This is a genomic window from Leifsonia sp. EB34 (genome assembly GCF_041260585.1).
Classification (GTDB): Bacteria; Actinomycetota; Actinomycetes; order Actinomycetales; family Microbacteriaceae; genus Leifsonia.
In genome coordinates this window covers 107,850-129,469 of record NZ_JBGCCV010000002.1, presented here as the reverse complement: position 1 = coordinate 129,469, position 21,620 = coordinate 107,850, and the positions used below count along the sequence as shown (strand labels likewise).

20 protein-coding genes are annotated in these 21,620 nt (G+C 73.4%); 11 read left to right on the top strand and 9 right to left on the bottom strand.

The window, feature by feature from the left end; genetic code table 11:
• Positions 1–3 precede the first annotated feature (3 nt).
• From ABIA36_RS10025 to ABIA36_RS10005, 5 genes are all read right to left on the bottom strand, one after another.
• Entirely contained in the window at positions 4–516 is a 513-nt protein-coding gene (locus ABIA36_RS10025; RefSeq protein ID WP_369962231.1) for a SprT-like domain-containing protein, read from the bottom strand.
• 36 nt (positions 517–552) lie between these two features.
• Positions 553–1,155, bottom strand: coding sequence for a hypothetical protein (locus ABIA36_RS10020; protein ID WP_369962230.1), 603 nt, complete (start codon positions 1,153–1,155; stop codon positions 553–555).
• Positions 1,156–1,248: 93 nt separating this feature from the next.
• The gene (locus ABIA36_RS10015; RefSeq protein WP_369962229.1) at positions 1,249–1,551 is read right to left on the bottom strand and encodes a DUF427 domain-containing protein; all 303 of its coding nucleotides are present in this window, start codon (positions 1,549–1,551) and stop codon (positions 1,249–1,251) included.
• Between the two features lie 77 nt (positions 1,552–1,628).
• On the bottom strand, positions 1,629–2,201 hold the full coding sequence (locus ABIA36_RS10010; RefSeq protein ID WP_369962228.1) for a hypothetical protein: 573 nt from the start codon (positions 2,199–2,201) through the stop codon (positions 1,629–1,631).
• A 4-nt stretch (positions 2,202–2,205) separates the two neighbouring features.
• Positions 2,206–2,742, bottom strand: a complete 537-nt coding sequence (locus tag ABIA36_RS10005) for an EVE domain-containing protein (RefSeq protein ID WP_369962227.1) — start codon at positions 2,740–2,742, stop codon at positions 2,206–2,208.
• Between the two features lie 120 nt (positions 2,743–2,862).
• Between ABIA36_RS10005 and ABIA36_RS10000 the strand changes: the two genes are divergently transcribed.
• From ABIA36_RS10000 to ABIA36_RS09985, 4 genes are all read left to right on the top strand, one after another.
• A complete protein-coding gene (locus tag ABIA36_RS10000; protein ID WP_369962226.1) occupies positions 2,863–3,183 on the top strand; it encodes a YciI family protein in 321 nt (106 codons plus the stop codon).
• A 17-nt stretch (positions 3,184–3,200) separates the two neighbouring features.
• Positions 3,201–4,466, top strand: a complete 1,266-nt coding sequence (locus tag ABIA36_RS09995; RefSeq protein WP_369962225.1) for an RNA polymerase sigma factor — start codon at positions 3,201–3,203, stop codon at positions 4,464–4,466.
• 75 nt (positions 4,467–4,541) lie between these two features.
• Complete coding sequence (locus ABIA36_RS09990; RefSeq protein ID WP_369962224.1) at positions 4,542–5,126, top strand: hypothetical protein; 585 nt, start codon at positions 4,542–4,544, stop codon at positions 5,124–5,126.
• Positions 5,123–5,806 carry a DUF1684 domain-containing protein gene (locus tag ABIA36_RS09985; protein WP_369962223.1) on the top strand — a complete coding sequence of 228 codons (684 nt, stop codon included), beginning with the start codon at positions 5,123–5,125 and terminating at the stop codon, positions 5,804–5,806. The genes ABIA36_RS09990 and ABIA36_RS09985 overlap by 4 nt, the downstream gene beginning before the upstream one ends.
• Positions 5,807–5,810: 4 nt before the next feature.
• Here the strand turns inward: ABIA36_RS09985 and ABIA36_RS09980 are convergent, their stop codons facing one another.
• On the bottom strand, positions 5,811–8,027 hold the full coding sequence (locus tag ABIA36_RS09980) for an AAA family ATPase (protein WP_369962222.1): 2,217 nt from the start codon (positions 8,025–8,027) through the stop codon (positions 5,811–5,813).
• Positions 8,028–8,280: 253 nt separating this feature from the next.
• On the opposite strand from ABIA36_RS09980, the gene ABIA36_RS09975 reads away from it, so the two are divergent.
• Positions 8,281–9,999 carry a DEAD/DEAH box helicase gene (locus ABIA36_RS09975; RefSeq protein WP_369962221.1) on the top strand — a complete coding sequence of 573 codons (1,719 nt, stop codon included), beginning with the start codon at positions 8,281–8,283 and terminating at the stop codon, positions 9,997–9,999.
• Positions 10,000–10,130: 131 nt separating this feature from the next.
• On the opposite strand, the gene ABIA36_RS09970 is transcribed toward ABIA36_RS09975, so the two are convergent.
• From ABIA36_RS09970 to ABIA36_RS09960, 3 genes are read right to left on the bottom strand one after another with little or no spacing between them, the layout of a single operon-like run.
• Complete coding sequence (locus tag ABIA36_RS09970) at positions 10,131–10,727, bottom strand: TetR-like C-terminal domain-containing protein (protein WP_369962220.1); 597 nt, start codon at positions 10,725–10,727, stop codon at positions 10,131–10,133.
• Positions 10,720–11,574, bottom strand: a complete 855-nt coding sequence (locus ABIA36_RS09965; protein ID WP_369962219.1) for an alpha/beta fold hydrolase — start codon at positions 11,572–11,574, stop codon at positions 10,720–10,722. The genes ABIA36_RS09970 and ABIA36_RS09965 overlap by 8 nt, the downstream gene beginning before the upstream one ends.
• Positions 11,575–11,629: 55 nt before the next feature.
• Positions 11,630–12,211 (bottom strand): NUDIX hydrolase family protein, encoded by a 582-nt coding sequence (locus tag ABIA36_RS09960; protein ID WP_369962218.1) that lies wholly within the window; start codon positions 12,209–12,211, stop codon positions 11,630–11,632.
• A 111-nt stretch (positions 12,212–12,322) separates the two neighbouring features.
• On the opposite strand from ABIA36_RS09960, the gene ABIA36_RS09955 reads away from it, so the two are divergent.
• The 6 genes from ABIA36_RS09955 to ABIA36_RS09930 all read left to right on the top strand — a co-directional run bounded on the left by ABIA36_RS09955 (position 12,323) and on the right by ABIA36_RS09930 (position 21,587).
• Positions 12,323–12,973: an alpha/beta hydrolase gene (locus ABIA36_RS09955; RefSeq protein ID WP_369962217.1), complete on the top strand. Its 651-nt coding sequence runs from the start codon at positions 12,323–12,325 to the stop codon at positions 12,971–12,973.
• Between the two features lie 117 nt (positions 12,974–13,090).
• Positions 13,091–17,770 carry an ATP-dependent helicase gene (locus ABIA36_RS09950; protein ID WP_369962216.1) on the top strand — a complete coding sequence of 1,560 codons (4,680 nt, stop codon included), beginning with the start codon at positions 13,091–13,093 and terminating at the stop codon, positions 17,768–17,770.
• Between the two features lie 6 nt (positions 17,771–17,776).
• On the top strand, positions 17,777–18,553 hold the full coding sequence (locus tag ABIA36_RS09945; protein ID WP_369962215.1) for a DNA-formamidopyrimidine glycosylase family protein: 777 nt from the start codon (positions 17,777–17,779) through the stop codon (positions 18,551–18,553).
• Between the two features lie 34 nt (positions 18,554–18,587).
• Positions 18,588–19,127 (top strand): hypothetical protein, encoded by a 540-nt coding sequence (locus ABIA36_RS09940; protein ID WP_369962214.1) that lies wholly within the window; start codon positions 18,588–18,590, stop codon positions 19,125–19,127.
• Positions 19,128–19,204: 77 nt separating this feature from the next.
• Positions 19,205–19,705, top strand: a complete 501-nt coding sequence (locus ABIA36_RS09935; protein ID WP_369962213.1) for a MarR family winged helix-turn-helix transcriptional regulator — start codon at positions 19,205–19,207, stop codon at positions 19,703–19,705.
• A 130-nt stretch (positions 19,706–19,835) separates the two neighbouring features.
• Positions 19,836–21,587 carry an LCP family protein gene (locus ABIA36_RS09930; protein ID WP_369962212.1) on the top strand — a complete coding sequence of 584 codons (1,752 nt, stop codon included), beginning with the start codon at positions 19,836–19,838 and terminating at the stop codon, positions 21,585–21,587.
• The last annotated feature ends 33 nt before the right edge of the window (positions 21,588–21,620 follow it).

Sequence of the window (21,620 nt, the reverse complement as noted above, 5' to 3'; positions counted from 1 at the left end):
GGCTCAGTGGGGGTCGACGGCCTCGGTGGCGGCGGCTGCGGCCATCCGGCGTTGCGCCGCCGACACCTCCCGGTGCACCCAGGAGATGAGGTTGGCCGAGTCGAACCGCCGGCTGCACGCACCGCACGCGAGCGCGCGGGCCGGCTTGCGATAACGGTAATGGGTGTGGCCTTGCGGGCAGGTGCCCACCCACGGCGCGAGGTCGTCCGCGATCGCGCCGCCGTGCAGCCGCTTGCCCTCGTAGCCGAGGTCGAGCGCGATCGCCCGCCAGCGCGGGCCGTGACCGGCGCGGGAGCCCGCGAGCGCGTGCGCGACCTCGTGCAGCAGGATCTGGTGGATGTCGTCGTCCTCGTAGCGGGCCGCCAGATACCGGGAGACGGTGATGCGCTTGGCGGTGTAGTTGCAGAGGCCCGCCCGCGTCTTGGCGTTGTCGAAGTCGAAGCTCCACACGGCCGGGTCGAGATGGAGGGCGATGAGGGCGTCCGCCCAGCGGCGCACGCGATCGAGGTCCGCCATCAGCGTTGGCTCCCTGGTCCGCTCATGCCAGGAATCCTACGCCGGAGCGCCGGCGCCGTCCCCGCCGGCGTCGGATGCGCCGGAGCCTGCAGCCGCTCGTTGCGCCTCCAGGAACCGCTGCACCACGGCCACGGCCGTGAGGGCGCCCTCGATCTCCGCCGGGGAGGCGCCGAGCTTCTCGCGCAGGAACACCGCGGCCGTCATGTCGGACAGCGCGCTCTCGTACTCCGCGAGGTCGAAGTGCACCTTGCCGCGGTTCTGCACCGCGAAGGCCTCCAGGGCCGTCCACTCGCGCCCGCGCGCCTCGTCGACGCAGCCGTTGAGCTCCACGATCGCCTCGTCGAACTTGCCCTGGTACTGGAGGACCTGGGCGCGTCGGATGCGCGCGCCGAGGAGCTGCTCGCGGTCGCCGGTGAAGCGCGCCTGCCGCACCGCCTCGTTGGCGACGATGTAGGCCTCGTCGAGCCGGCCGAGCAGCCGGAGCAGCACGGTCTTCTCGTTGAGCGCGCTCAAGCTGCGCAGGCTGCCGAGCTCTTCCAGCCGCTCGTCGGCGGCACGGAGGTCGACACGCTCGCGCAGGGTGGACGGATCGTATCCGAGGATGATGCTCAGGGTCGGCTCCCAGGTCGTGCGGTTCACGTCCAGCGTAGTCGGCGAACCTGCGCACCCACGATATGACAGGACATGCCGTTCGCGCGGGGGCGCGCACGGCATGTCCTGTCAGGTGATGCGTCAGTCGACGACGCGCACGTCCTTCCAGAACGCGACGTAGTTGCTGTAGTCCTTGCCGACGCGGTCGAACGAGCTCGGGTACGGCGTGGGATAGCTCCACGCGCGGTCCTGGAGCAGGGTGTCGCCGTCCTTCACCGAGAAGTACTGGCACTCGCCCTTCCACGGACACGTGTACGGAGTCGCCGACTCCACCAGGTGCTCGGAGTTGACGCTCTGCGGCGGGAAGTACCAGTTGCCCTCGATGTGGATGAGGTCCTCGGTCGGGGCCTCCGCGATGACGGTGTCGTTCAGCAGTGCTTTCATGTATGCAAACCTCCTGATCGCACTGAACACCCGGTTCCACCGGATCATTCCGGCGCCTGGGACTTCATACCGACCGCTCAGGCGGCTCGCAGCACCCGCACCTCGGAGACCGTGCCGAGCTTTCCCGAGGCGGCGAGCGCCGCAGCGTCCGCGCCCGCGGCGATGCGCTCCTGGCCCGAGGCCGACGCCGTGAGCAGATGCGCGACCGCGCCGCGGAGGCCCGTGAAGGCGGCGCACGCGGCAGCGGCCTCCGGCGAGCTGTAGTCGATCCCGAGCGCGGCGAGGGCGTCCACCACCGCGCCGGCGGCGAGGAGGTCCTCCACGGCGAAGCGCGTGTCCCCGGAGGGCGTGGAGCCGCCCGCAGCGACGAGCGCCACCATCGCACGGCGGCCGAGGCGGACCTGCTCGGCGAGGATCCACTGCGCGACCGCGGCGGCGTCGGCCAGGCCGGCGGCGACGACCGCACCCGTCCCGGGGAGCGCGGCGGCGGCCTCCTGGGCCGGCCGGTCTTCGATGGCGTCCACCCAGACGACCACGTCGGCGTCGCCCGCGACGGCGGCCGCTCCTTCTGCCGCCCAGTCGAAACGCACCTGGTACTTGGCCTGGCGGTGGGCGGCGGGAACGGTGGAGGGGTCGGTCTGCGAGCTCACCGCCTCAGCGTAGCCCGGCCGTGAAAGCGGTCATCCCGTGTTGCGCACGGTGACGCGACCCGTCGGCGCGGCGCGCGGTGGAGGGCCGCTGCTCGCCCGGCGTGTGCCGCAACTGGTGGCGGATCAGGTCGAAGTCGTGCCGGGTCAACTCGATCAGGCCGGCGCGGAGCTGGTAGCCCCAGTCGCGGTTGTCCCGCGTGAAGTCGAGGGAGGGCAGCAGCGGCCGGATCGGCGTCGCGACCGCGTCGTGGTCCCAGTCGACACGGCGCCGCCAGGGCAGGAAGTCACCGTTCGGACCGCGCATCTGCGCGCCCTGGGTGGCCTGGAACACGTCGGCGTCGGCCAGCCTCCCGACCGCCGTGAACTGCTTGAGCGGCTCGCCCTCGAAGGACTCCCGCGGCGAGTAGAAGACGAACCCGTCCGACGGCCCCATCCGTTCCAGGGGCGCGCGGGCACCGTGGTTGACCTGCGCGAAGCCGCCGGCCACACCGCGGAGCACATGGTCGTGGTGCACCACGCCCAGCCAGTAGCGGATCGCCATGCTCCCGTTCTAGCGCACACCACGGACATCGCGGGCGGCGACGGGCTGCGGCGTCGAATCCTGGGTCCCCGGCGCGACGTCTCTACGAGTGCTCCGCCACTCCCGACGGAAGGACCACCGATGCGCTACCTCCTCCTGCTCACCACGGACGCCTCGGCGCCGGCCGAAATGCTCCAGCGCTACACTGTCGAGCTGATCCGCGCCGGCGTGCTGCTCGCGGGCGAACTCCTCGCCTCCGACGACGGAGCGCACATCCAGCTCGCGCTGAACGGCCCGCGCACGGACGCCGACCTGCAACCGGTCTCCCCCGTCCGCCCCGTCGCGCTGTGGATCGTGCAGACCGCCGATCGCGCGGAAGCCGTCGAATGGGCGAGACGGGTCCCCCTCGGTCGTGGCAGAGTCGAGGTGCGCCGCATCCTGACCGGCGCGGGGGCGACGTGAGCGCGGGAGGAGCGGCGGTGGCGGAGACGGAGCGCACGGCCGCCGACGCCGTGGAGGCCGTGTGGCGCATCGAGTCCGGCAAGCTGGTCGCGGGGCTCGCCCGCTGGACCGGCGACGTCGGCCTGGCCGAGGAGCTCGCCCAGGACGCCCTGGTCGCCGCGCTCGAACAGTGGCCGGAGGCCGGCATCCCGCGCAACCCCGGCGCGTGGCTGACCACCGTCGCCAAGCGCCGCGCGATCGACGGCTGGCGCCGCCGCGAACGCCTCGACGAGCGCTACGCCGCCCTCGCCCGCGACCTGGAGCAGCAGGAGGACGACGACCCCGCCGCCGTCGTGGAGGAGATCCAGGACGACCTGCTGCGACTCGTGTTCGTCGCCTGCCACCCGGTGCTCGCCCCGCCCGCGCGGGTCGCCCTCACGCTCAAGCTGCTCGGCGGCCTCACCACGGAGGAGATCGCGCGCGCCTTCCTCGTCCCCGTCCCGACCATCGCCCAGCGCATCGTGCGGGCCAAGCGCACGCTGAGCGCCGCGCACGTCCCGTTCGAGGTGCCCGACCGCGCCGAGTACCCCGAGCGGCTGGCCTCGGTGCTCGAGGTCGTCTACCTGATCTTCAACGAGGGCTACTCGGCGACGGCGGGCGACGACTGGATGCGCCCCGACCTCTGCCAGGAGGCGCTGCGCCTCGGCCGGGTGCTCGCCGAGCTCACCCCGCGCGAGCCGGAGGTGCACGGCCTCGTCGCGCTGATGGAGTTCCAGGCCTCCCGCCTCCCCGCGCGCGCCACGGCCGACGGCGAGCCGATCCTGCTGCGGGACCAGGACCGCACCCGCTGGGACCGCATCCTGATCGGCCGCGGGGTCGCCGCCCTCGCGCGCGCCGACCGGCTGGTGGGCTCCCGCGGTCGCGGCCCCTACACGCTGCAGGCCGCCATCGCCGCCTGCCACGCGACCGCCCCGGCGCCGGAGGACACCGACTGGGAGGAGATCGTCGCGCTCTACGGCGCGCTCGCCGCCCTCCAGCCGTCGGCGGTCGTGGAGCTCAACCGCGCGGTCGCCCTGTCGATGGCGCACGGACCGGAGGCGGGCCTCGACGTGGTGGACCGGCTCGTGCTGGACGGCGCGCTGGAGTCGTACCACCTGCTCCCCTCCGTGCGGGCGGACCTCCTGCTGAAGGTCGGCCGGACCGCGGAGGCGGAGGAGGAGTTCCGTCGGGCGGCCGCGATGACCGGCAACGAACGGGAGCGGGCGCTGCTGCTGGCGCGGGCGGAGGAGGCGGCAGGCCCTTAGCGGTCGGGACGTGCCGTCCGGGAGTGCGCCGAGAATGACTCCCCCCGGTGCGGAGGATGCGTGACACTGGGGGACGTGAAGGTGCTCCTGAAGCTCATCCTGGACTGCGACCCGGACGCCGCCTGGCGCGCCCTGCAGAGCCCCACCGCGTTCCGCGAGGTGGCGCTGCCGTGGGTGGACTTCCGGTCGGACGAGCCCGCCGGGTTCCCGACCGTGTGGGACGGCGCGGAGCACCGGGTGAGCGTGCGCGCCCTCGGCGCCGTCACCGTCGGAAGGCAGGCCATCCGGCTGGACACCCTCCGCTCGACGGACCCGCGCGAGCAGGGGACCCGCATCCTGCGCGACAGCGGCGGCGGCGTCGGGGGCGTCCTGTCGGCGATCCCGCACCTCGACCACCGGATGGCGATCGCCCCGGACCCCGCAGGACCGGGTCCGGACGGCCGGCTCCGCACCCTGTACCGCGACCGACTGGTGGTGCGGGCCGGCGTCGTGACGCCGCTCGCCTGGTACGGACTGTGGGCGTTCTGGCAGTGGCGCGGCGTGCGCCTGCGTCGCCTCGCGCCCACCTGGGCATACGATCCCCCCAAGCCCGGACCGGACACGGCCGAGCCAGACGCGGCCGAGCACGACACACCCCCAGCGACGGAGGCAGCAGCATGAGCACCATCACCCCCGAGCCCTCCCCGGAGGTCGCCCCCGGCCGCAGCCGGGCCGCCTCCGCCGTGCAGACCGCGGACTGGCGCCGCAGCGTGTTCGCCCTGTACGCGTCGGTGCGCCGGATCGCCGCCTCCGACCCGGCCGCCGCCCACGCGCACTGGATCTCCTGCCGCAACGACCTGTTCTCGTCGCACCCGGCCTCCCCGCTCCTGGACGAGGACCGCGACCGCTTCACCGGCCTCCCGGTGTCGCCGTACGACCCCGAGTGGCGCTTCGAGCTGCCGATCCACCCGGCCGCGGAGGCCGTGCGGATGGACGTGGAGACCGGCACCGACGGCGTCGTCCCGTTCGAACTCCTGGGCGCCGTCCGCGTCCCGTTCGCCGGAACCCTCGACGTCTGGCGTCTCGCTTCCTACGGCGGCGGCCTGTTCGTGCCCGTGAAGGACGCCCTCGCCGGCCGGCGCGGGGGCACCTACGGCGGCGGCCGCTACCTGATCGACACGATCAAGGGCGCCGACCTCGGGATGACAGCCGACACCGACGAGACGACGATCGTCCTCGACTTCAACTTCGCCTACAACCCGTCCTGCGCCTACGACCCGGCGTGGGCGTGCCCGCTCGCGCAGGCCGGCAACACGCTGGGCGTGGAGGTGCCGGTCGGCGAGCGCTACGGCGGGGAGTGAGGGGTCAGGCCTCCACCAGCGTCAGCCGCTGCGTCGGCCGCGTCATCGCCACATACAGCGATGCGGCCCCGCGCGCCGACTCCGCGGCGAGCGCCGCCGGGTCGGCCAGCACCACCGCGTCGAACTCCAGTCCCTTGGCCTCGTAGCCGGTCAGCACCGAGATGGGCCGGGTGAGTCCGGCGGCCCCGCGCGCCGCCGACTCGCCGAACCGCGAGCGGACCGCCGCAGTCACGGCCTCCACCTCGGCGGCCGTCGCGATGACGGCCAGCGTCCCCTCGGCGTCGAGGGACCGGTCGTGCGCCACCGCCTCCACGACGGCGTCCGCCAGTCCGGCGGCCTCGGCCGTGACCCGGCGGATCGGCCAGTCGCCCTCCCGCACCGCGCGCGTCGGGGTGATCGGCAGTCCCGCCTCGGCCGCGATGCGCTCCGCCTCGCGGGTGATCTGGGCGGGGGTGCGGTAGTTGACCGTCAGCTCCTCCAGGCGCCAGGCGTCCTTGAACACCGGGCCGAGGGCCTCGTCCCAGCTGGTCGCGCCGGCGGCCGAGGCCACCTGGGCGATGTCGCCGACGATCGTGAACGACTTCATCGGGCAGCGGCGCACCAGCACGCGCCACTGCATCGCGGACAGCTCCTGCGCCTCGTCCACCACGACGTGTCCGTACGTCCACGACCGGTCGGCCAGGGCACGCTCGGCGGTGGTGCCGCGGGCCTCCTGCTCGGCGAAACCGTCGGCGAGCTGCTCGGCGCTCACCAGGCCCTGCACACCCATGTTGCGGATCGCCGCTCGCGCGTTCTCGAGGTCGCGCTTGCGCTGCCGGTCCCGCTCGCGGGAGGCCAGGTCGGCACGCCCGGGGAAGTCGCCGAGCAGTTCGGCGGCCTCGTCCAGGAGCGGGACGTCGGAGACCGTGAAGGGCGCGGTCCGCTCGCGCAGCAGGGCCTCCCGCTGCGCCGGCGTCCAGCGCGGCGTCAGCTCGGCGAGCCACGACGGGCGTGCGTACAAGTCCTGCAGCAGCTTCTGCGGGGTGAGCGGCAGCCAGGCGGTGTTGAGCAGCACGCGGACGTCGTACGAGGTGCGCAGGTCCTCCCGCAGCACCCGCAGGTCCGCGTCGTCGATGGTGGACCCGCCGGCCCGGAGCTGGGCGGCGAGCTGGTCGGTGAGCTCGCCGAGCGCCTGCTTCACGAACGTGACCCGGGCGACGTTGTGCGGCTTGCCGGTGCGCTGCGCCTTCGCCAGCGCGCGCCGGACGAGGTCGGGCTGGACGACGAGGCGCTCGTTGTCGACGACGATCGTCTGCGGCTCGGTCGGCGCCTTCTGCCGTGACCGCACCGCGCGGGAGAGCAGCCGCGCCATCTGGAGGGAGCCCTTGAGGCGCGCGGCCTCCGGCTCGTCGTCGGTCGTGGCCTCCACGCCGGGGAACAGCTCGCCCAGCGTCTGCATGACGACGCCGGTCTCGCCGAGCGACGGGAGGACGGCCTCGATGTAGCGGAGGAACGCCGACGACGGTCCGACGACCAGCACGCCGGAGGTGCTCAGCCGCTGCCGGTTCGCGTACAGGAGGTAGGCCGCGCGGTGCAGCGCGACCGCCGTCTTGCCGGTGCCGGGGCCGCCCTGTACGACGAGCGCGCCGCGGAGGTCGGAGCGGATGATGCGGTCCTGCTCGGCCTGGATGGTCGCGACGATGTCGTGCATGCGGCCGGTGCGCTGCGCGGTGAGCGCCGCCAGCAGCGCGCCCTCGCCCTGCACCTTCTCGCCGGACGTGTCGCCGTCGAGCAGCGCCTCGTCGAACACCTCGTCGTCGATCCGGACCACCTGGCGGCCGTTCATCGTGAGGTGCCGCCGGGCCCGCACGCCCATCCGCTCGTTCGCGGTCGCCTGGTAGAAGGCGCTCGCCTGCTGGGCGCGCCAGTCCACCAGCAGCGAGCGCTGGTCCTCGTCGCGGAGACCCACCCGGCCGATGTAGCGGCGGTCGGTGCCGTCCACCGGCTCCTCCAGCAGCAGCCTGCCGAACACGAGGCGGGCGTCCACATCACGGAGTTGCACGAGCTGGTCCTCGTACAGGCGCGCGAAGGCATCGCGTTCGCTGCGCGCCTGGTGGTTGCTCCCGACGCTCTCGCGACGCACCCGGGTCAGCCGCTCCTCCGTCTCCGCCCGGAGCGTGTCGAGACGCTCGTACAGGCCGGAGACGACGGTCCGCTCACGATCGAGCTCGGATTCCTGCACGCGCGGACCACCTTCCGGGATTACGGGCCGAAAGTCTACGACCTCCGGCTATGAATGCGCTCCCAGCAAGCGTGCGGCCCGCACCGGCTAGACTCGACGGACCAGCACGACTGGCCTGCCGGCATCGCCGGCGTGCGCGAGCGCCGGGCGGGGCCCCCGCCGCGCACCATCCCTCTTCTTTCCGGCGAAGACGTCGCCTTCCGCGACGCCGCCGGACCAGCCCGCACGGGCTGACTCTGCCAGAAAGGCACCAGTGACCAATCAGACTTTCGCCGACTTCGGCGTGCCCGCTCCCCTCGTCGCCGTCCTCACGGCCGACGGCAAGTCGGAGCCCTTCCCCATCCAGGCCGACACCCTGCCCGACACGCTCGCCGGACGCGACGTGCTCGGCCGCGGCAAGACCGGCTCCGGCAAGACGATCGCGTTCTCGATCCCGCTGGCCGCGCGGCTCGCCGCGGCGGACTCCGCGTCCAGCGGCCGCCCGTCCCGCGGCCGCCGACCGCGCGGCCTCGTGCTCGCTCCGACCCGCGAGCTCGCCACCCAGATCGACGCCACCCTCAAGCCGCTCGCGGCCGCGCTCGGGCTGACCACGACCACCATCTTCGGCGGGGTCTCGCAGAGCCGGCAGGTGACCGCGCTGCAGGCCGGCGTCGACATCATCGTGGCGTGCCCCGGCCGCCTCGAAGACCTCATGAAGCAGGGCATCGTCCACCTCGACCAGGTGCAGGTCACCGTGCTGGACGAGGCCGACCACATGGCCGACCTCGGCTTCCTGCCCACGGTCACGCGCATCCTGAACGCGACCCCGGCCCGCGGCCAGCGTCTGCTCTTCTCGGCGACGCTGGACAACGGCGTGGACAAGCTGGTGAAGAAGTTCCTCACCAACGAGGTGCTGCACTCGGTGGACGAGGCCACCAGCCACGTCGAGGCCATGACCCACCACGTCTTCGAGGTGGCCGACCAGGACGCCAAGAAGGACCTCATCCACGCGCTCGCCTCCGGCCGCGGCCGCCGCATCCTCTTCATGCGCACCAAGCACCAGGCCAAGCGCCTCGCCAAGCAGCTCACCTCGGCCGGTATCCCGGCTGTTGACCTGCACGGAAACCTCAGCCAGGGCGCCCGCGACCGCAACCTCGCGGCCTTCGGCAGCGGCGACGTGCGCGTGCTCGTGGCCACGGACGTGGCCGCCCGCGGCGTCCACGTCGACGAGGTGGAGCTGGTCGTGCACGTCGACCCGCCCGCGGAGCACAAGGCGTACCTGCACCGCTCGGGCCGCACGGCACGCGCGGGAAGCGCGGGCGACGTCGCGACCGTGATGCTGCCGGAGCAGGTGGGCGACGTGAAGTCGCTGCTGCGCGCGGCCGCGATCACGGCGACGCCGCAGCGGGTGACGGCGGAGTCCGCCGCGGTGACCGCACTGGTGGGCGAGCGCGCGGAGCGCGTCGCGCCGGCGCCGGTCGCGAACGTCGGCGGGAACGGCGGCGGCGGGAACGGCGGCGGCGGTGCGAACCGCGGCGGTCGCGGTGACGCCGGCGCGGGTACCGGGGCCGGCGGTGGCCGCAGGCGGCGTCGGGGGGCCGGGCAGAACGGGGCCGCGGGTGACGCGGGCCAGATCTCTGGCCGCGAGACCGGAGGCCGCAACGGTGGCGGCCGGAATGCCGGAGGCCGCGATGCTGCAAACGAGAGCGGCGCGAATCGCACTGGTGGTGGCCGGAATGGTGGAGGCCGTGGCGCCGGTCGTGGCGGCGCCGAGCAGAGCCGGAACGGCGGAGGCCAGACCGACAGCTCCCCGCGCGGCAACGGCCGCAGCCGCCGCGCCTCCAGCGGAGACGCCGCGACGCACACCACCGGCTCCGGCCACAAGGGCGGCTCGAACCACGGCTCGAACGCTTCGCGCTCGGGCATGCGCGTCGGCGACCTGGTGAACGCGGGCACCACCCGCGGCCGCGGCACCCGCCGCGCCCGCGGCTGACCCCACCCTGCGACAACCGCGTCGCCAACTCCGGAGACTCGGGACGACACGCCTAGCAGGTGTCCGTAGCTCCGGAGAATCGGGGTGGGGAGGGGCGGAACTCCGGTTGAACGGTGCCCGAGGCGGCGGCGCTAGCGGGTCGCGGGGGCGGCCAGGGTGGCGATGCCGGCCTCGATGCCGTCGATGAGGAGGCGGAAGCTGCGGTCGAGGTCGTCGGGGAGGCCGAAGCCGCCGCCGAGTTCGAGGGTGACGAAGCCGTGCAGGGCGCTGCGCAGCATCCGGATGGCGTCGACCGTCGCGTCGTCGGGGAGCCCGAAGCCGCGCAGCGCCGCGGCCAGGACGGCGATCGTCTCGGCGGCCCGCGCCGCGAGCTCGGCGTCGGCCTCCGAAGCCAGGTCGGGCGCGACCTGCGTCGCGGCGTAGCGTCCCGGATGGCGGTGCGCGTAGGCGCGGACGGCATCCGCGGCCGAGTGGAGGGCGTCCGGACCGGAGCGCCCGATGGTCGCCTCGGCCAGGACGCCAGTCAGCTCGGCGACGCACTCGGTCGCGACGACGCGGCGCAGGTCGTCGAGCGACGCGACGTGCTTGTAGAGGCTCGGCACTGCCACTCCGGCGCGGGAGGCCACGGCCGCGAGGGTCAGCCGGTCCAGGCCGTTCACGCCGCCGTCGTCCACGACGTCGAGGGCGACGGCGGCGACGGCCGCGCGCGTCAGCCCGGCCCTAGGCACGCTTCTCACCCCACCCGCTCGCGCGCCGCTCTGCCAGGAAGCGCAGCGTCGCGGGAACGATCAGGTCCGGCCGCTGGGCCTGCGGGTAGTGGCCGGACTCGGGGACGCGGACGACCTCCGCGCCGAGCGACTCGATCCAGTCGGCCTCGGCGGCAGGGTCCGGGTAGTCGGGGTCGAGGGTTCCGACGAAGGCGAGGATGGGGGCCTTCACCTCCGGGAGCCGGGGCTCGACGACCGAGTGGGTGAGCTGGAGGGTGAGGTGGCGGAAGGAGCGCAGCCGGCCGGGCTCCCGCATGTTGCGCTTGAGGTCGGCGGTGTGCTCGGCGAGCCAGGGCGCCTTCCGGCCCTTGTTGATCGAGCGGTAGTAGCCCGCCCAGAAGCCGGGACCCCACGGGCCGGTGAAGAGCACCCGGTACATCCCATGGATGGCGGCGACGGTGAGGCGGCTCATGGCCGGGTCCCGCAGCAGCGGGCCGTAGAGCACGAGGCCGGCGATCGCGTCGGGACGTTCGGCGGCGGCCCACGCGGCGGCCGCCGCGCCCATCGAGTTGCCGAGCACGACGGCGTTTCCGCCCAGCTCGTCGATCAGCGCGATCAGGTCGCGGGCGGTCGCGATGTCGCCGAACTCGCGGAAGGTCGTGTCCGACTCGCCGTGAGCCCGCAGGTCGGTGACGGCGACGCGGTAGCCGGCCTCCCGCAGCGGACCGGTCAGCTCGCGGTAGGTGGAACGCAGATCGCCCATCCCGGGGACGGCGACGACGAGCGGGCCGGAGCCCTCGACGGTGTAGCTGATGCGTCCCTCGGGGCGCTGCAGGTACCGGACCTGCGAAGCGATGGAAGTGTTCATAGCCGCAAAGCTAATATCATTAGCCAACGAGCGCAAGCAGAATTTTGAAACCCGGTCAGACGATCTTGCCGACCGACGCCATCGCCGCTTTCACGAGCACTCCACGACCGCCCTCGAGCTCTTCGCACACCGTGTGGGAGACCGCCTCCTCCGGCGTCATCCAGGTGATCTCCAGCGCGTCCTGCCGGGGCTCGCAGGTGCCGGTGACGGGCACGACGTAGGCGAGCGAGACCGCGTGCTGCCGCTCGTCGGTGAACGCCGTCACCCCGGGCATCGGGAAGTACTCCGCGACCTGGAACGGCACCGGGCTCGCCGGCAGCAGCGGGAAAGCCATCGGCCCGAGGTCCTTCTCGAGGTGCCGGAACAGCGCCTCCCGCAGCGTCTCGCCGTACATGACCCGGCCCGAGACGAGGGTGCGGGTGATCTCGCCCACCGCGTTGGCCCGCAGCAGCACACCGACCTCGGTGACCTGGCCGAGGCCGTCCACCCGCACCGGCACGGCCTCCACGTACAGCAGCGGCAGCCGCCGGCGGATCTGCTCCAGCTCGATGTCGCTCAGCCAGGCGGGGCCGGGCTGGACGCCGTCGCCGTCGAGCGGATCGGGGGTCGGGTCCGGGTCGGGAGTGCGCACGCTCATGCACTGATCCTACGGATGACGCCCCGTGGCGCCAGCGCTACAGACCGATCTGTGGACTGCGCCGCGATCTGGGGGGATGTGGAGGACGCGCTCTCATGCGCAGAATGGACCATGCCCTTCCCCGCCCCCGAGCTCCACCTCGACAGCGAGGCCGTGCTCTGGTCCGCCGGCGAGACCGACCGCGTCGGCCGCCCCCGGCTGGTCCTCCTGCACGGCTACGCGTCGGACGAGGCGGACCTGTTCGGGATCTCGGCGTACCTGCCGCTGGAGCCGGTGATCGCCTCGCTCCGGGCGCCGATCCCGGAGGGGCCGGGCTTCGCGTGGTTCTCGCGCTTCACCAATGTCTCGGGCGACCCGCTCGCCGCCAACGCCGACGCGGCCGCCCGCGCCGTCCTCGACTGGCTGGACGCCCAGCCCGATGTGCCGACCGGCCTGCTCGGCTTCTCGCAGGGCGGCGCGCTCGCCATCCAGCTCCTCCGCCTGGCGCCGGAGCGCTTCGACTTCGTGGTGGCACTGTCCGCGTTCGTGGTGCAGGGCGCGCAGGACGGCGACGCGGAGCTCGCCGAGCGTCTGCCTCCGGTGTTCTGGGGCCGCGGCACCCACGACGACACCATCCCGGCTGCTGGCGTGGCGCGCGCAGCCGAGTGGCTGGGCGCCCACACCGCGCTCGACGCGCGGATCTACGAGGGCCTCGGGCACGGCATCTCGCCGCTCGAACTCGGCGACATCTCCTCCTTCATCCGGGCGAACCTGCCGCGCTGACCGCTCTCGCCGCGCCCGGGAGGGCGGCCTCCCCTTGGCGGTGTCTGCTGACCGGCGAGACCGGGGCCGGCCGGTGCCCCCTTGGCGGTGTCGGTGGCGGGGAGCAGGATGGAGGCGATGAGCGACGTGCTCGACCGGTTCTCCCCCGCCACCCGTGAATGGTTCCGCGGGGCCTTCGCCGCGCCCACGGACGCGCAGACCGGCGCGTGGGAGGCCATCTCGCATGGCCGGCACGCGCTCGTCATCGCCCCGACCGGCTCGGGCAAGACGCTGGCGTCGTTCCTCTGGGCGATCGACCGGCTGGCGAGCGAGCAGCGGCCGCCCGACGCGCGCCCCGGCACGCGCGTCCTCTACATCTCGCCGCTGAAGGCGCTCGGCGTGGACGTGGAGCGCAACCTCCGCGCCCCGCTGGTCGGCGTCACGCAGACGGCTCGGCGGCTCGGGGCCGAGCCTCCGCATGTCAGCGTCGGCGTGCGCTCGGGCGACACGTCCTCGGCCGACCGCCGCGCGCTCGTCTCGTCGCCGCCGGACATCCTGATCACCACGCCCGAGTCGCTCTTCCTCATGCTCACGTCGCAGGCGCGCGAGACGCTCAGGAGCGTGGAGACCGTGATCGTCGACGAGGTGCACGCCGTCGCGGCCACCAAGCGCGGCGCGCACCTGGCGCTCTCCCTCGAACGGCTCGACGCCCTGCTGGAGAAGCCCGCCCAGCGGATCGGCCTGTCCGCCACGGTGCGGCCGCCCGAGGAGGTCGCGCGGTTCCTCGGCGGCAGCTCCCCCGTGGAGATCGTGGCTCCGGCCTCGGGCAAGCGCTTCGACCTCCGGGTCGTCGTGCCGGTCGAGGACATGAGCGAGCTCGGCACCTCCACGTACACGAGCGACAACGATGACGGCTCCGCGCCGCAGTCCGGCTCGATCTGGCCGCACGTGGAGGAGGCGATCGTCGACCGCGTGCTGGAGCACCGCTCCTCGATCGTGTTCGCGAACTCGCGGCGGCTGGCCGAGCGGCTCACCGCTCGGTTCAACGAGCTGTACGAGGAGCGGGTGCTCGGCGGGGAGGCCGGAGGCGACGCGACCTCCCGGCCCCCGGCGGAGCTGATGGGCGGCTCGGGCCAGACCAAGGGCTCGGCCGCCGTCGCCGACGCGGAGTCGCTGATCCTCGCCCGCGCCCACCACGGGTCGGTCAGCAAGGAGCAGCGCGCCCTCATCGAGGACGACCTCAAGTCCGGGAGGCTGCGCTGCGTGGTCGCGACGTCCAGCCTGGAGCTCGGCATCGACATGGGCGCCGTGGACCTCGTCGTGCAGGTGGAGGCGCCGCCCTCGGTCGCCAGCGGGCTCCAGCGCGTCGGCCGTGCCGGCCACCAGGTCGGCGAGGTGTCGCGCGGGGTCGTGTTCCCGAAGCACCGCGCCGACCTCATCCACTCGGCCGTGGCCACGGAGCGGATGGTCGCCGGCCTGATCGAGACGATGCGGATCCCGACGAACCCGCTCGACATCCTCGCCCAGCAGACCGTGGCCGCGACGGCGCTGGAGCCGCTCGACGCCGACGACTGGTTCGACACCGTGCGTCGAAGCGCGCCGTTCGCGACGCTGCCGCGCAGCGCCTACGACGCGACCCTGGACCTGCTCGCGGGCCGGTACCCGTCCGACGAATTCGCCGAGCTGCGGCCGCGCATCGTCTGGGACCGCGATGCGGGAACGCTCACCGGCCGCCCCGGCGCCCAGAGGCTGGCCGTCACGAGCGGCGGCACCATCCCCGACCGCGGGATGTTCGCCGTCTACATGGTCGGCGAGCGCGCCAGCCGGGTGGGCGAGCTGGATGAGGAGATGGTCTACGAGTCGCGCGTGGGCGACGTGTTCGCGCTCGGCTCCACGAGCTGGCGCATCCAGGAGATCACCCACGACCGGGTGCTGGTCTCCCCCGCGTTCGGCGAGCCGGGGCGGCTGCCGTTCTGGAAGGGCGACGGCATCGGCCGGCCGGCCGAGCTGGGCGCGGCGGTCGGGGCGTTCGTGCGCGAGCTGAGCGCGGCCTCCCCGGCCGACGCCGAGCTGCGCTGCGTGGAGGCCGGGCTGGACGCGTTCGCGACGGCCAACCTGCTGGCGTTCCTGCGCGACCAGAAGGAGGCCACCGGGCACGTTCCGACCGACCGCACGCTCGTGGTCGAGCGGTTCCGCGACGAGCTCGGCGACTGGCGGGTGGTGCTGCATTCGCCGTACGGCATGCAGGTGCACTCCCCGTGGGCGCTGGCCGTGCAGGCGCGCGTGCGCGAGCGCTACGGCATCGACGCCGGCGCCATGGCGGCCGACGACGGCATCATCGTGCGTATTCCCGACACGGAATCCACACCGCCCGGCGGCGAGCTGTTCGTGTTCGAGCCGGCGGAGCTGGACGAGTTGGTCACCCTGGAGGTCGGCGGCTCTGCGCTGTTCGCCTCCCGGTTCCGGGAGTGTGCGGCGCGGGCGCTGCTGCTGCCGAAGTACAACCCGGGCAAGCGCTCGCCGCTCTGGCAGCAACGGCAGAAGGCGTCGCAACTCCTGGACGTCGCCCGCAAGTACCCGAGCTTCCCGATCATCCTCGAGACCGTGCGGGAGTGCCTGCAGGACGTCTACGACCTCCCGGCGCTGGACGAGGTGGCGAAGAGCATCGCCCAGCGCAGGATCACCCTGGTGGAGGCCGCGACCGAGACGGCCTCGCCGTTCGCCCGCTCGCTGCTGTTCGGCTACGTCGCCGCGTTCATGTACGAGGGCGACAGCCCGCTCGCCGAACGCCGCGCGGCCGCGCTGTCGCTCGACGCGGGGCTGCTCGCCGAGCTGCTCGGCCGGGCGGAGCTGCGCGAGCTGCTCGACCCGCTGGTGATCGAGCGGGTGGAATTGCAGTTGCAGCGTCTCGACCCGGAGCGACGGGTGCGCGGCGAGGAAGGCGTGGCCGATCTGCTGCGGCTGCTCGGGCCGCTGACGGTCGCGGAGGTCGCGGAGCGGTCGCAGGGCGAGAGCCCGGCTGAGAACGCTGACGCGGCTGAGAGCGAGGAGGCCGCGCCGCCTCCGCACGCCACCCTCGACACCGCCCGCGCCCACCTCGCCGCGCTGGTCGACGCCAAGCGCGCCCTCCTGGTCACCATCGCCGGCGAAGAGCGTTACGCCGCCATCGAGGACGCCAGCCGCCTCCGCGACGCGCTCGGCGTCCCGCTCCCGATCGGCGTGCCCGTCGCGTTCATCGAGCCGGTGGACGACCCGCTCGGCGACCTGGTCAGCCGCTACGCGCGCACGCACGGGCCGTTCGAGGTGGCGGAGGTGGCCTCCCGGTTCGGCCTCGGCCCCGCGATCGTGCACGACGCGCTGCGCCGGCTCTCCCGCGACGGCCGGGCGGTGGAGGGCGAGTTCCGCCCGCACGCCACCGGCTCCGAGTGGTGCGACGCCGAAGTGCTCCGCCGGCTACGGCGGATGTCGCTCGCCGCGCTCCGCCAGGAGGTCGAGCCGGTGGAGACCACGACGTTCGCGCGGTTCCTCGGCGACTGGCAGCACATCGGCTCCACCCTGCGCGGGGTGGACGCCGTCGCGTCGGTCATCGAGCAGCTCGCAGGGGCGCGCATCCCGGCCTCCGCGTGGGAGTCGCTCGTGCTGCCGAGCCGGGTCGCGGACTACAGCCCGGCCATGCTGGACGAGCTCACCGCCACCGGCGAGGTGATCTGGGCGGGCGACGGCTCGCTGCCGGGCAACGACGGCTGGATCAGCCTCAACCTGGCGGACTCCGCCCCGCTCACGCTGGCGCCCCCGACCGATCACGATCCCGACGAGCTGCAGCGCGGCGTGCTGGCGGCGCTCGCCCGCGGCGGTGGGTACTTCTTCCGGCAGCTCTCCGACACCCTCGGCGCCGAGCGCGGCGAGGCCATCGAGGACGCCGTCCTGGTGACCGCTCTGTGGGACCTGGTCTGGGCAGGCCTGGTCACGAACGACACGCTCGCACCGCTACGCACCCTCACCGGCGGAGGCGGCGGCGCGCACAAGCGGCCCCGGCAGCCCACCCGCTCCCGAATGTACCGCGGCAGAGTGGGCGCCCCGCGCACCTCCGCGATGGTCACCCGGATGGGACCGCCGACGGTCGCCGGCCGCTGGTCGCTGCTCCCGGAGCGCGACCTGGACTCCACGGTCCGCGCGCACGGCCAGGCCGAGACGCTGCTCGACCGCTACGGCGTCGTCACCCGCGGGTCTGTGATGAACGAGGGGACGCCGGGAGGCTTCGCGCTCGCCTACAAGGTGCTCAGCGGCTTCGAAGACAGCGGGCGCGCGCGCCGCGGCTACTTCGTGGAGACGCTCGGCGCCGCACAGTTCGCGAGCGGACCGACCGTCGACCGGCTGCGCACCTTCGTCCGCGACCACACCCAGCCGCGGCCGTTCGACGCGGTCGCGCTGGCGGCGACCGACCCCGCGAACGCGTACGGCGCGGCGCTGCCGTGGCCGGCCGTCCCGCCCACGGCCGCAGGGGTGGAGGGCGGTACCGGCCACCGGCCCGGGCGCAAGGCCGGGGCGCTGGTCGCCCTGGTGGACGGCGAGCTGACGATCTACGTGGAGCGCGGCGGCAAGAGCCTGCTCTGCTTCGTGGACCAGGAGGACGAAGCCGTGCGCCCCGCGCTGGCGGCGGCCTCCCGGGCGCTCGCCGGCCTGGTGACCTCGCGCCGCGTGGACAAGCTCGCCATCGAGACGGTCAACGGGGCGAACGTGCTCGGCAGCCCGCTCGGCGCGGCCCTCGCGGAGGCGGGATTCCTGCCGACCCCGCGCGGCCTCCGGCTGCGACGGTGACGGCGGATGCCCGAGGGTGACACCGTCTACCAGACCGCCGCGCGCCTGCGCCGAGCGCTGGAGGGGCGGCTGCTGACCGAGACCGACTTCCGGGTGCCGCAGTACGCGACCGTCGACCTCAGCGGCCGGCACGTGGACGAGGTGCTCAGCCGCGGCAAGCACCTACTGATCCGGGTCGGCGACCAGACTATCCACAGCCACCTCAAGATGGAGGGCTCGTGGGAGGTCTACCCGCCGGGCGGCCGCTGGCGGCATCCCGGCTTCCAGGCGCGCGTGGTGCTGCAGACCGCCGAGTCGCAGGCGGTCGGCTTCCAGCTCGGGATCCTGGAGGTGGTGCCACGGGCGCGCGAAGACGAGGTGGTCGGCCACCTCGGTCCCGACCTGCTCGGGCCGGACTGGGACGCCGAGGAGGCCGTCCGCCGGCTCGCCGCGCACCCGGACACCCCGATCGCCGTCGCCCTGGTCGACCAGCGGAACCTCGCCGGCATCGGCAACGTCTACGCCAACGAGCTGTGCTTCGTGCGCGGGATGCTGCCGACCCGCCCCGTGCGGGAGGCCGACCTGCCGGCCACGGTGGACCTCGCCCGTCGCATGCTGGTCGCCAACCGCGACCGCACGGTGCGGGTGACGACGGGCGACACCCGCCGCGGCCGCAACACCTGGGTGTATGGCCGCGACGGGCGGCCCTGCCGGCGCTGCGGGACGCTCATCCGCCGCTCGGAGCTCGGGCGCACCGAGCTGGAGGAGCGGGTGACCTACTTCTGCCCGGTCTGCCAGACCTGAGGCGTGCAAGGGCAGGTGGCCCTATGCTCGACGCATGTCAGACCGGCGTGCTCCCGACGACGCGCACCTGCCCGCCGACGCCACCGACGAGGAGCGCAGGGAGGCCGGCGACCGGCTCCGCGAGCGCATCTACGTGACCTTCACTGCGCTCGCGATCCTGATGGCGCTGAACGCCCACGGCGAGCAGCTCGACTCACCCACGGTGCTGTGGACGCTCGTCATCTCGGTCGTCGGCGTGCTGCTCGCGGGCCTCGCCTCCGACCTGGTGTCGCACATGATCGTGCACAACACCCTGCCGACCGCCCGCGAGTTCCGGCACCTGCTGGCCGTCGCGTCCCGGGCGCTGACCGTCCTCGTCATCCCGGTCCTCGTGCTCGCCGCGGCGATGCTCGGCTGGATGGATGCGCGGACGGCCGTCGCTCTCGCCATCACCGCCCTCATCGCGTCGCTGGCGGTGATCGCGCGGATCGCGGTGTCGCGCACCGGGCTCGCGTCGTGGAAGCAGCTCATCGTGCTCGTCGGCATCGTCGCGCTCGGTGTGCTCGTGGTGTTCCTCGAGCAGCTCGCGCACTGAGCCGGGGTGCCGCTGCCGCGGTGTCCCTGACGCGGACGCCGACGCCTGCACGGATGACGCGCGTGCAAGGATGACGTATGGCGACCGCGCGCACCCGACCCGATCCGCGCAAGCTGAGCGCTGCCGAAGCGGAGCTCTTCCACGCGTTCTACCTGATGCGGCGCGGTTTCGATCGCACCCTCGACGCCCAGCTCCAGCGGGACGACGGCATCTCCATCTCCGAGCTCGAAGTGCTCATGGCGCTCGTGCGCTCCCCCGGGCGGCGGCTGCGCGTGCGCGACCTGGTCGAGCTGACCGGCTGGGAGAAGAGCCGGGTCTCGCACCAGGTCACCCGCATGGAGGGCCGCGGCCTGGTGGAGCGCGAGGACTGCGCCGAGGACCGCCGCGCGAGCTGGATCCGGCTCAGCCGCGACGGGCGCCGCGTCGTCGTGCGGGCGCTCCCCAAACACACCGCGACGATCCGCCGCATCCTCTTCGACGCGCTCACGCCGGAACAGCAGGAGGAGCTGCTCGCGATCTCCACCCGGATGACCGGCGCGATGGCCTCCGGGGACGAGCCCGCCGCGGCGGATGAGTGAGGGTTCTCGCAGCCGCGGCGGCCTCGTTGCCGTGAGCATGCTGAGAAGTCCTCGCTGATCTGCTGGTCATTCCGCCGGAACACCGCGGAAAACCAGGCTGTTCGCAGCCCGTACCCCCTAGCGTCGTTGTGTGCGACGCCCGAACTATCCCACAGGTGACTCCGGCGCCGGCCGGGACGACCGACCCGAGCCGCCGACCGAGATCTTCGGACGCGTTCCCGCAGCCGACCCGCGCCGGCCGGTGCGGGCGACGCGGCCGGCGTCCGGCGTGCCCTCGGGGCGCGGAGCCGCGGGAGCGGGCGCCTCGGCGGGCGCTGCAGCGGCGGGCACCCCGGGTCCGCGCGGAGCCGGTGCGGGAGCCTCCGGGGCGCCCTTCGACCTCTTCGGACTGTCCGGCTCGCCCGACCCCAGCCGCGCGGACGGCGGCTTCGGTGACGGTGGTTTCGGCGACGGCGGCGACGGCTCTGGAGGCAACGGTTCCGGCGGCGGCAAGCGGCCGAAGAAGCACCGCCGTACCAAGCGCATCGTCGCCTGGACCGCGGCCGGTCTGGCCGTGCTCCTGGTCGTGCTCGGCGGCTACGCCGCGTACAGCTACTTCCGCTTCGTCGGCGGCGTGAACCACGTCGACGTCATCAGCAAGACCGGCACCCACGCGGACCAGAACATCCTGCTCGTCGGCGACGACCACCGCCCCGACAACGCCACGCAGGCGGAGCTGAACCAGCTCAGCACCACGCAGGACGGCGGCGGCACCAACACCGACACGATGATGATCCTGCACATCCCGGCCAACGGGCAGTCGGCGACCCTCGTCTCGCTCCCTCGCGACTCCTGGGTGGACGTGCCAGGCCACGGGATGAACAAACTCAACTCGGCGTTCTCGCTCGGTGGCGGCGGCAGCGACCCGACCAACGGCGCGAAACTGCTCATCCAGACCGTGCAGAACCTCACCGGGCTCACGATCGACCACTACGTGCGGGTCTCGCTGCTCGGCTTCTACACGATCGCGAAGGCCCTCGGGCCGGTGCAGGTGTGCCTCAACAACGCGGTGAACGACCCGTACTCCGGTGCGAACTTCCCCGCGGGCGTCTCGACGCTCAACGCCTCGCAGGCGCTGTCGTTCGTGCGTCAGCGGCACGGCCTCCCGCGCGGCGACCTCGACCGCGTGGTGCGACAGCAGTACTTCCTCTCGGTGGAAGCGCACAAGTTCCTGTCCGCGGGGACCCTGCTGAACCCGGGCAAGCTGACCAGCGCGCTCGACGCCATCAGCGGATCGCTGGAGACCGACCCCGGGCTGAACTTCCTCCAGCTCGCCGGACAGCTCCAGGGCCTCACCGGCGGCAAGCTCCAGTCGGCCACCATCCCGATCTCGGGCACCCCGACCATCACGGTCGACGGTTCGGATCTGTCGATCGTGCAGGTTGACACGGCCGCGATGCCGGCCTTCATCAAGAGCCTGACCGGCACGCCGTCCGCCTACGACAGCGCGAAGGCGGCCAAGCCGTCCGACACGAAAGTGACCGTGCTGAACGGCGGCAGCATGAACGGCGCGGCGGCCACGGGGACGCAGACGTTCAAGGCCGCGGGTTTCACGACCGGCACGCCCGGCGACGCGAGTTCGCAGCAGACCACGACCATCCAGTACCCGTCGGGGCAGGAGTCGCAGGCGAAGGCCGTCGCGGCTCTGCTCCCGGGCGCGGCGGTGCAGGAGACCAGCAGCGTGAAGGGCGTCACCGTCGTCCTCGGCGAGGACGGCCTGATGCCGACCGCCCCCGGCGCCGCGCCCGCCGCCCCCGCCGCCCCGGCCGCCCCTGCGCCTGCGCCGGCCCCCACGCACTCCGGCCCCACCACCAACTACTCCAGCACCGTCTGCATCAACTGACCCACACCGCCGAGTACGCAGATTCTCTGCGTA

Excerpts from the sequence above, each read along its gene's own strand:
- ABIA36_RS09955 (WP_369962217.1), top strand. The coding sequence starts at position 12,323 with ATGCCCTTCCCCGCCCCCGAGCTCCACCTCGACAGCGAGGCCGTGCTC.
- ABIA36_RS10000 (WP_369962226.1), top strand. The coding sequence starts at position 2,863 with ATGCGCTACCTCCTCCTGCTCACCACGGACGCCTCGGCGCCGGCCGAA.
- ABIA36_RS09985 (WP_369962223.1), top strand. The coding sequence starts at position 5,123 with ATGAGCACCATCACCCCCGAGCCCTCCCCGGAGGTCGCCCCCGGCCGC.
- ABIA36_RS10005 (WP_369962227.1), bottom strand. The coding sequence starts at position 2,742 with ATGGCGATCCGCTACTGGCTGGGCGTGGTGCACCACGACCATGTGCTC.
- ABIA36_RS09940 (WP_369962214.1), top strand. The coding sequence starts at position 18,588 with ATGTCAGACCGGCGTGCTCCCGACGACGCGCACCTGCCCGCCGACGCC.
- ABIA36_RS10015 (WP_369962229.1), bottom strand. The coding sequence starts at position 1,551 with ATGAAAGCACTGCTGAACGACACCGTCATCGCGGAGGCCCCGACCGAG.
- ABIA36_RS09960 (WP_369962218.1), bottom strand. The coding sequence starts at position 12,211 with ATGAGCGTGCGCACTCCCGACCCGGACCCGACCCCCGATCCGCTCGAC.
- ABIA36_RS10025 (WP_369962231.1), bottom strand. The coding sequence starts at position 516 with ATGGCGGACCTCGATCGCGTGCGCCGCTGGGCGGACGCCCTCATCGCC.
- ABIA36_RS09945 (WP_369962215.1), top strand. The coding sequence starts at position 17,777 with ATGCCCGAGGGTGACACCGTCTACCAGACCGCCGCGCGCCTGCGCCGA.
- ABIA36_RS09935 (WP_369962213.1), top strand. The coding sequence starts at position 19,205 with ATGGCGACCGCGCGCACCCGACCCGATCCGCGCAAGCTGAGCGCTGCC.
- ABIA36_RS09950 (WP_369962216.1), top strand. The coding sequence starts at position 13,091 with ATGAGCGACGTGCTCGACCGGTTCTCCCCCGCCACCCGTGAATGGTTC.
- ABIA36_RS09965 (WP_369962219.1), bottom strand. The coding sequence starts at position 11,574 with ATGAACACTTCCATCGCTTCGCAGGTCCGGTACCTGCAGCGCCCCGAG.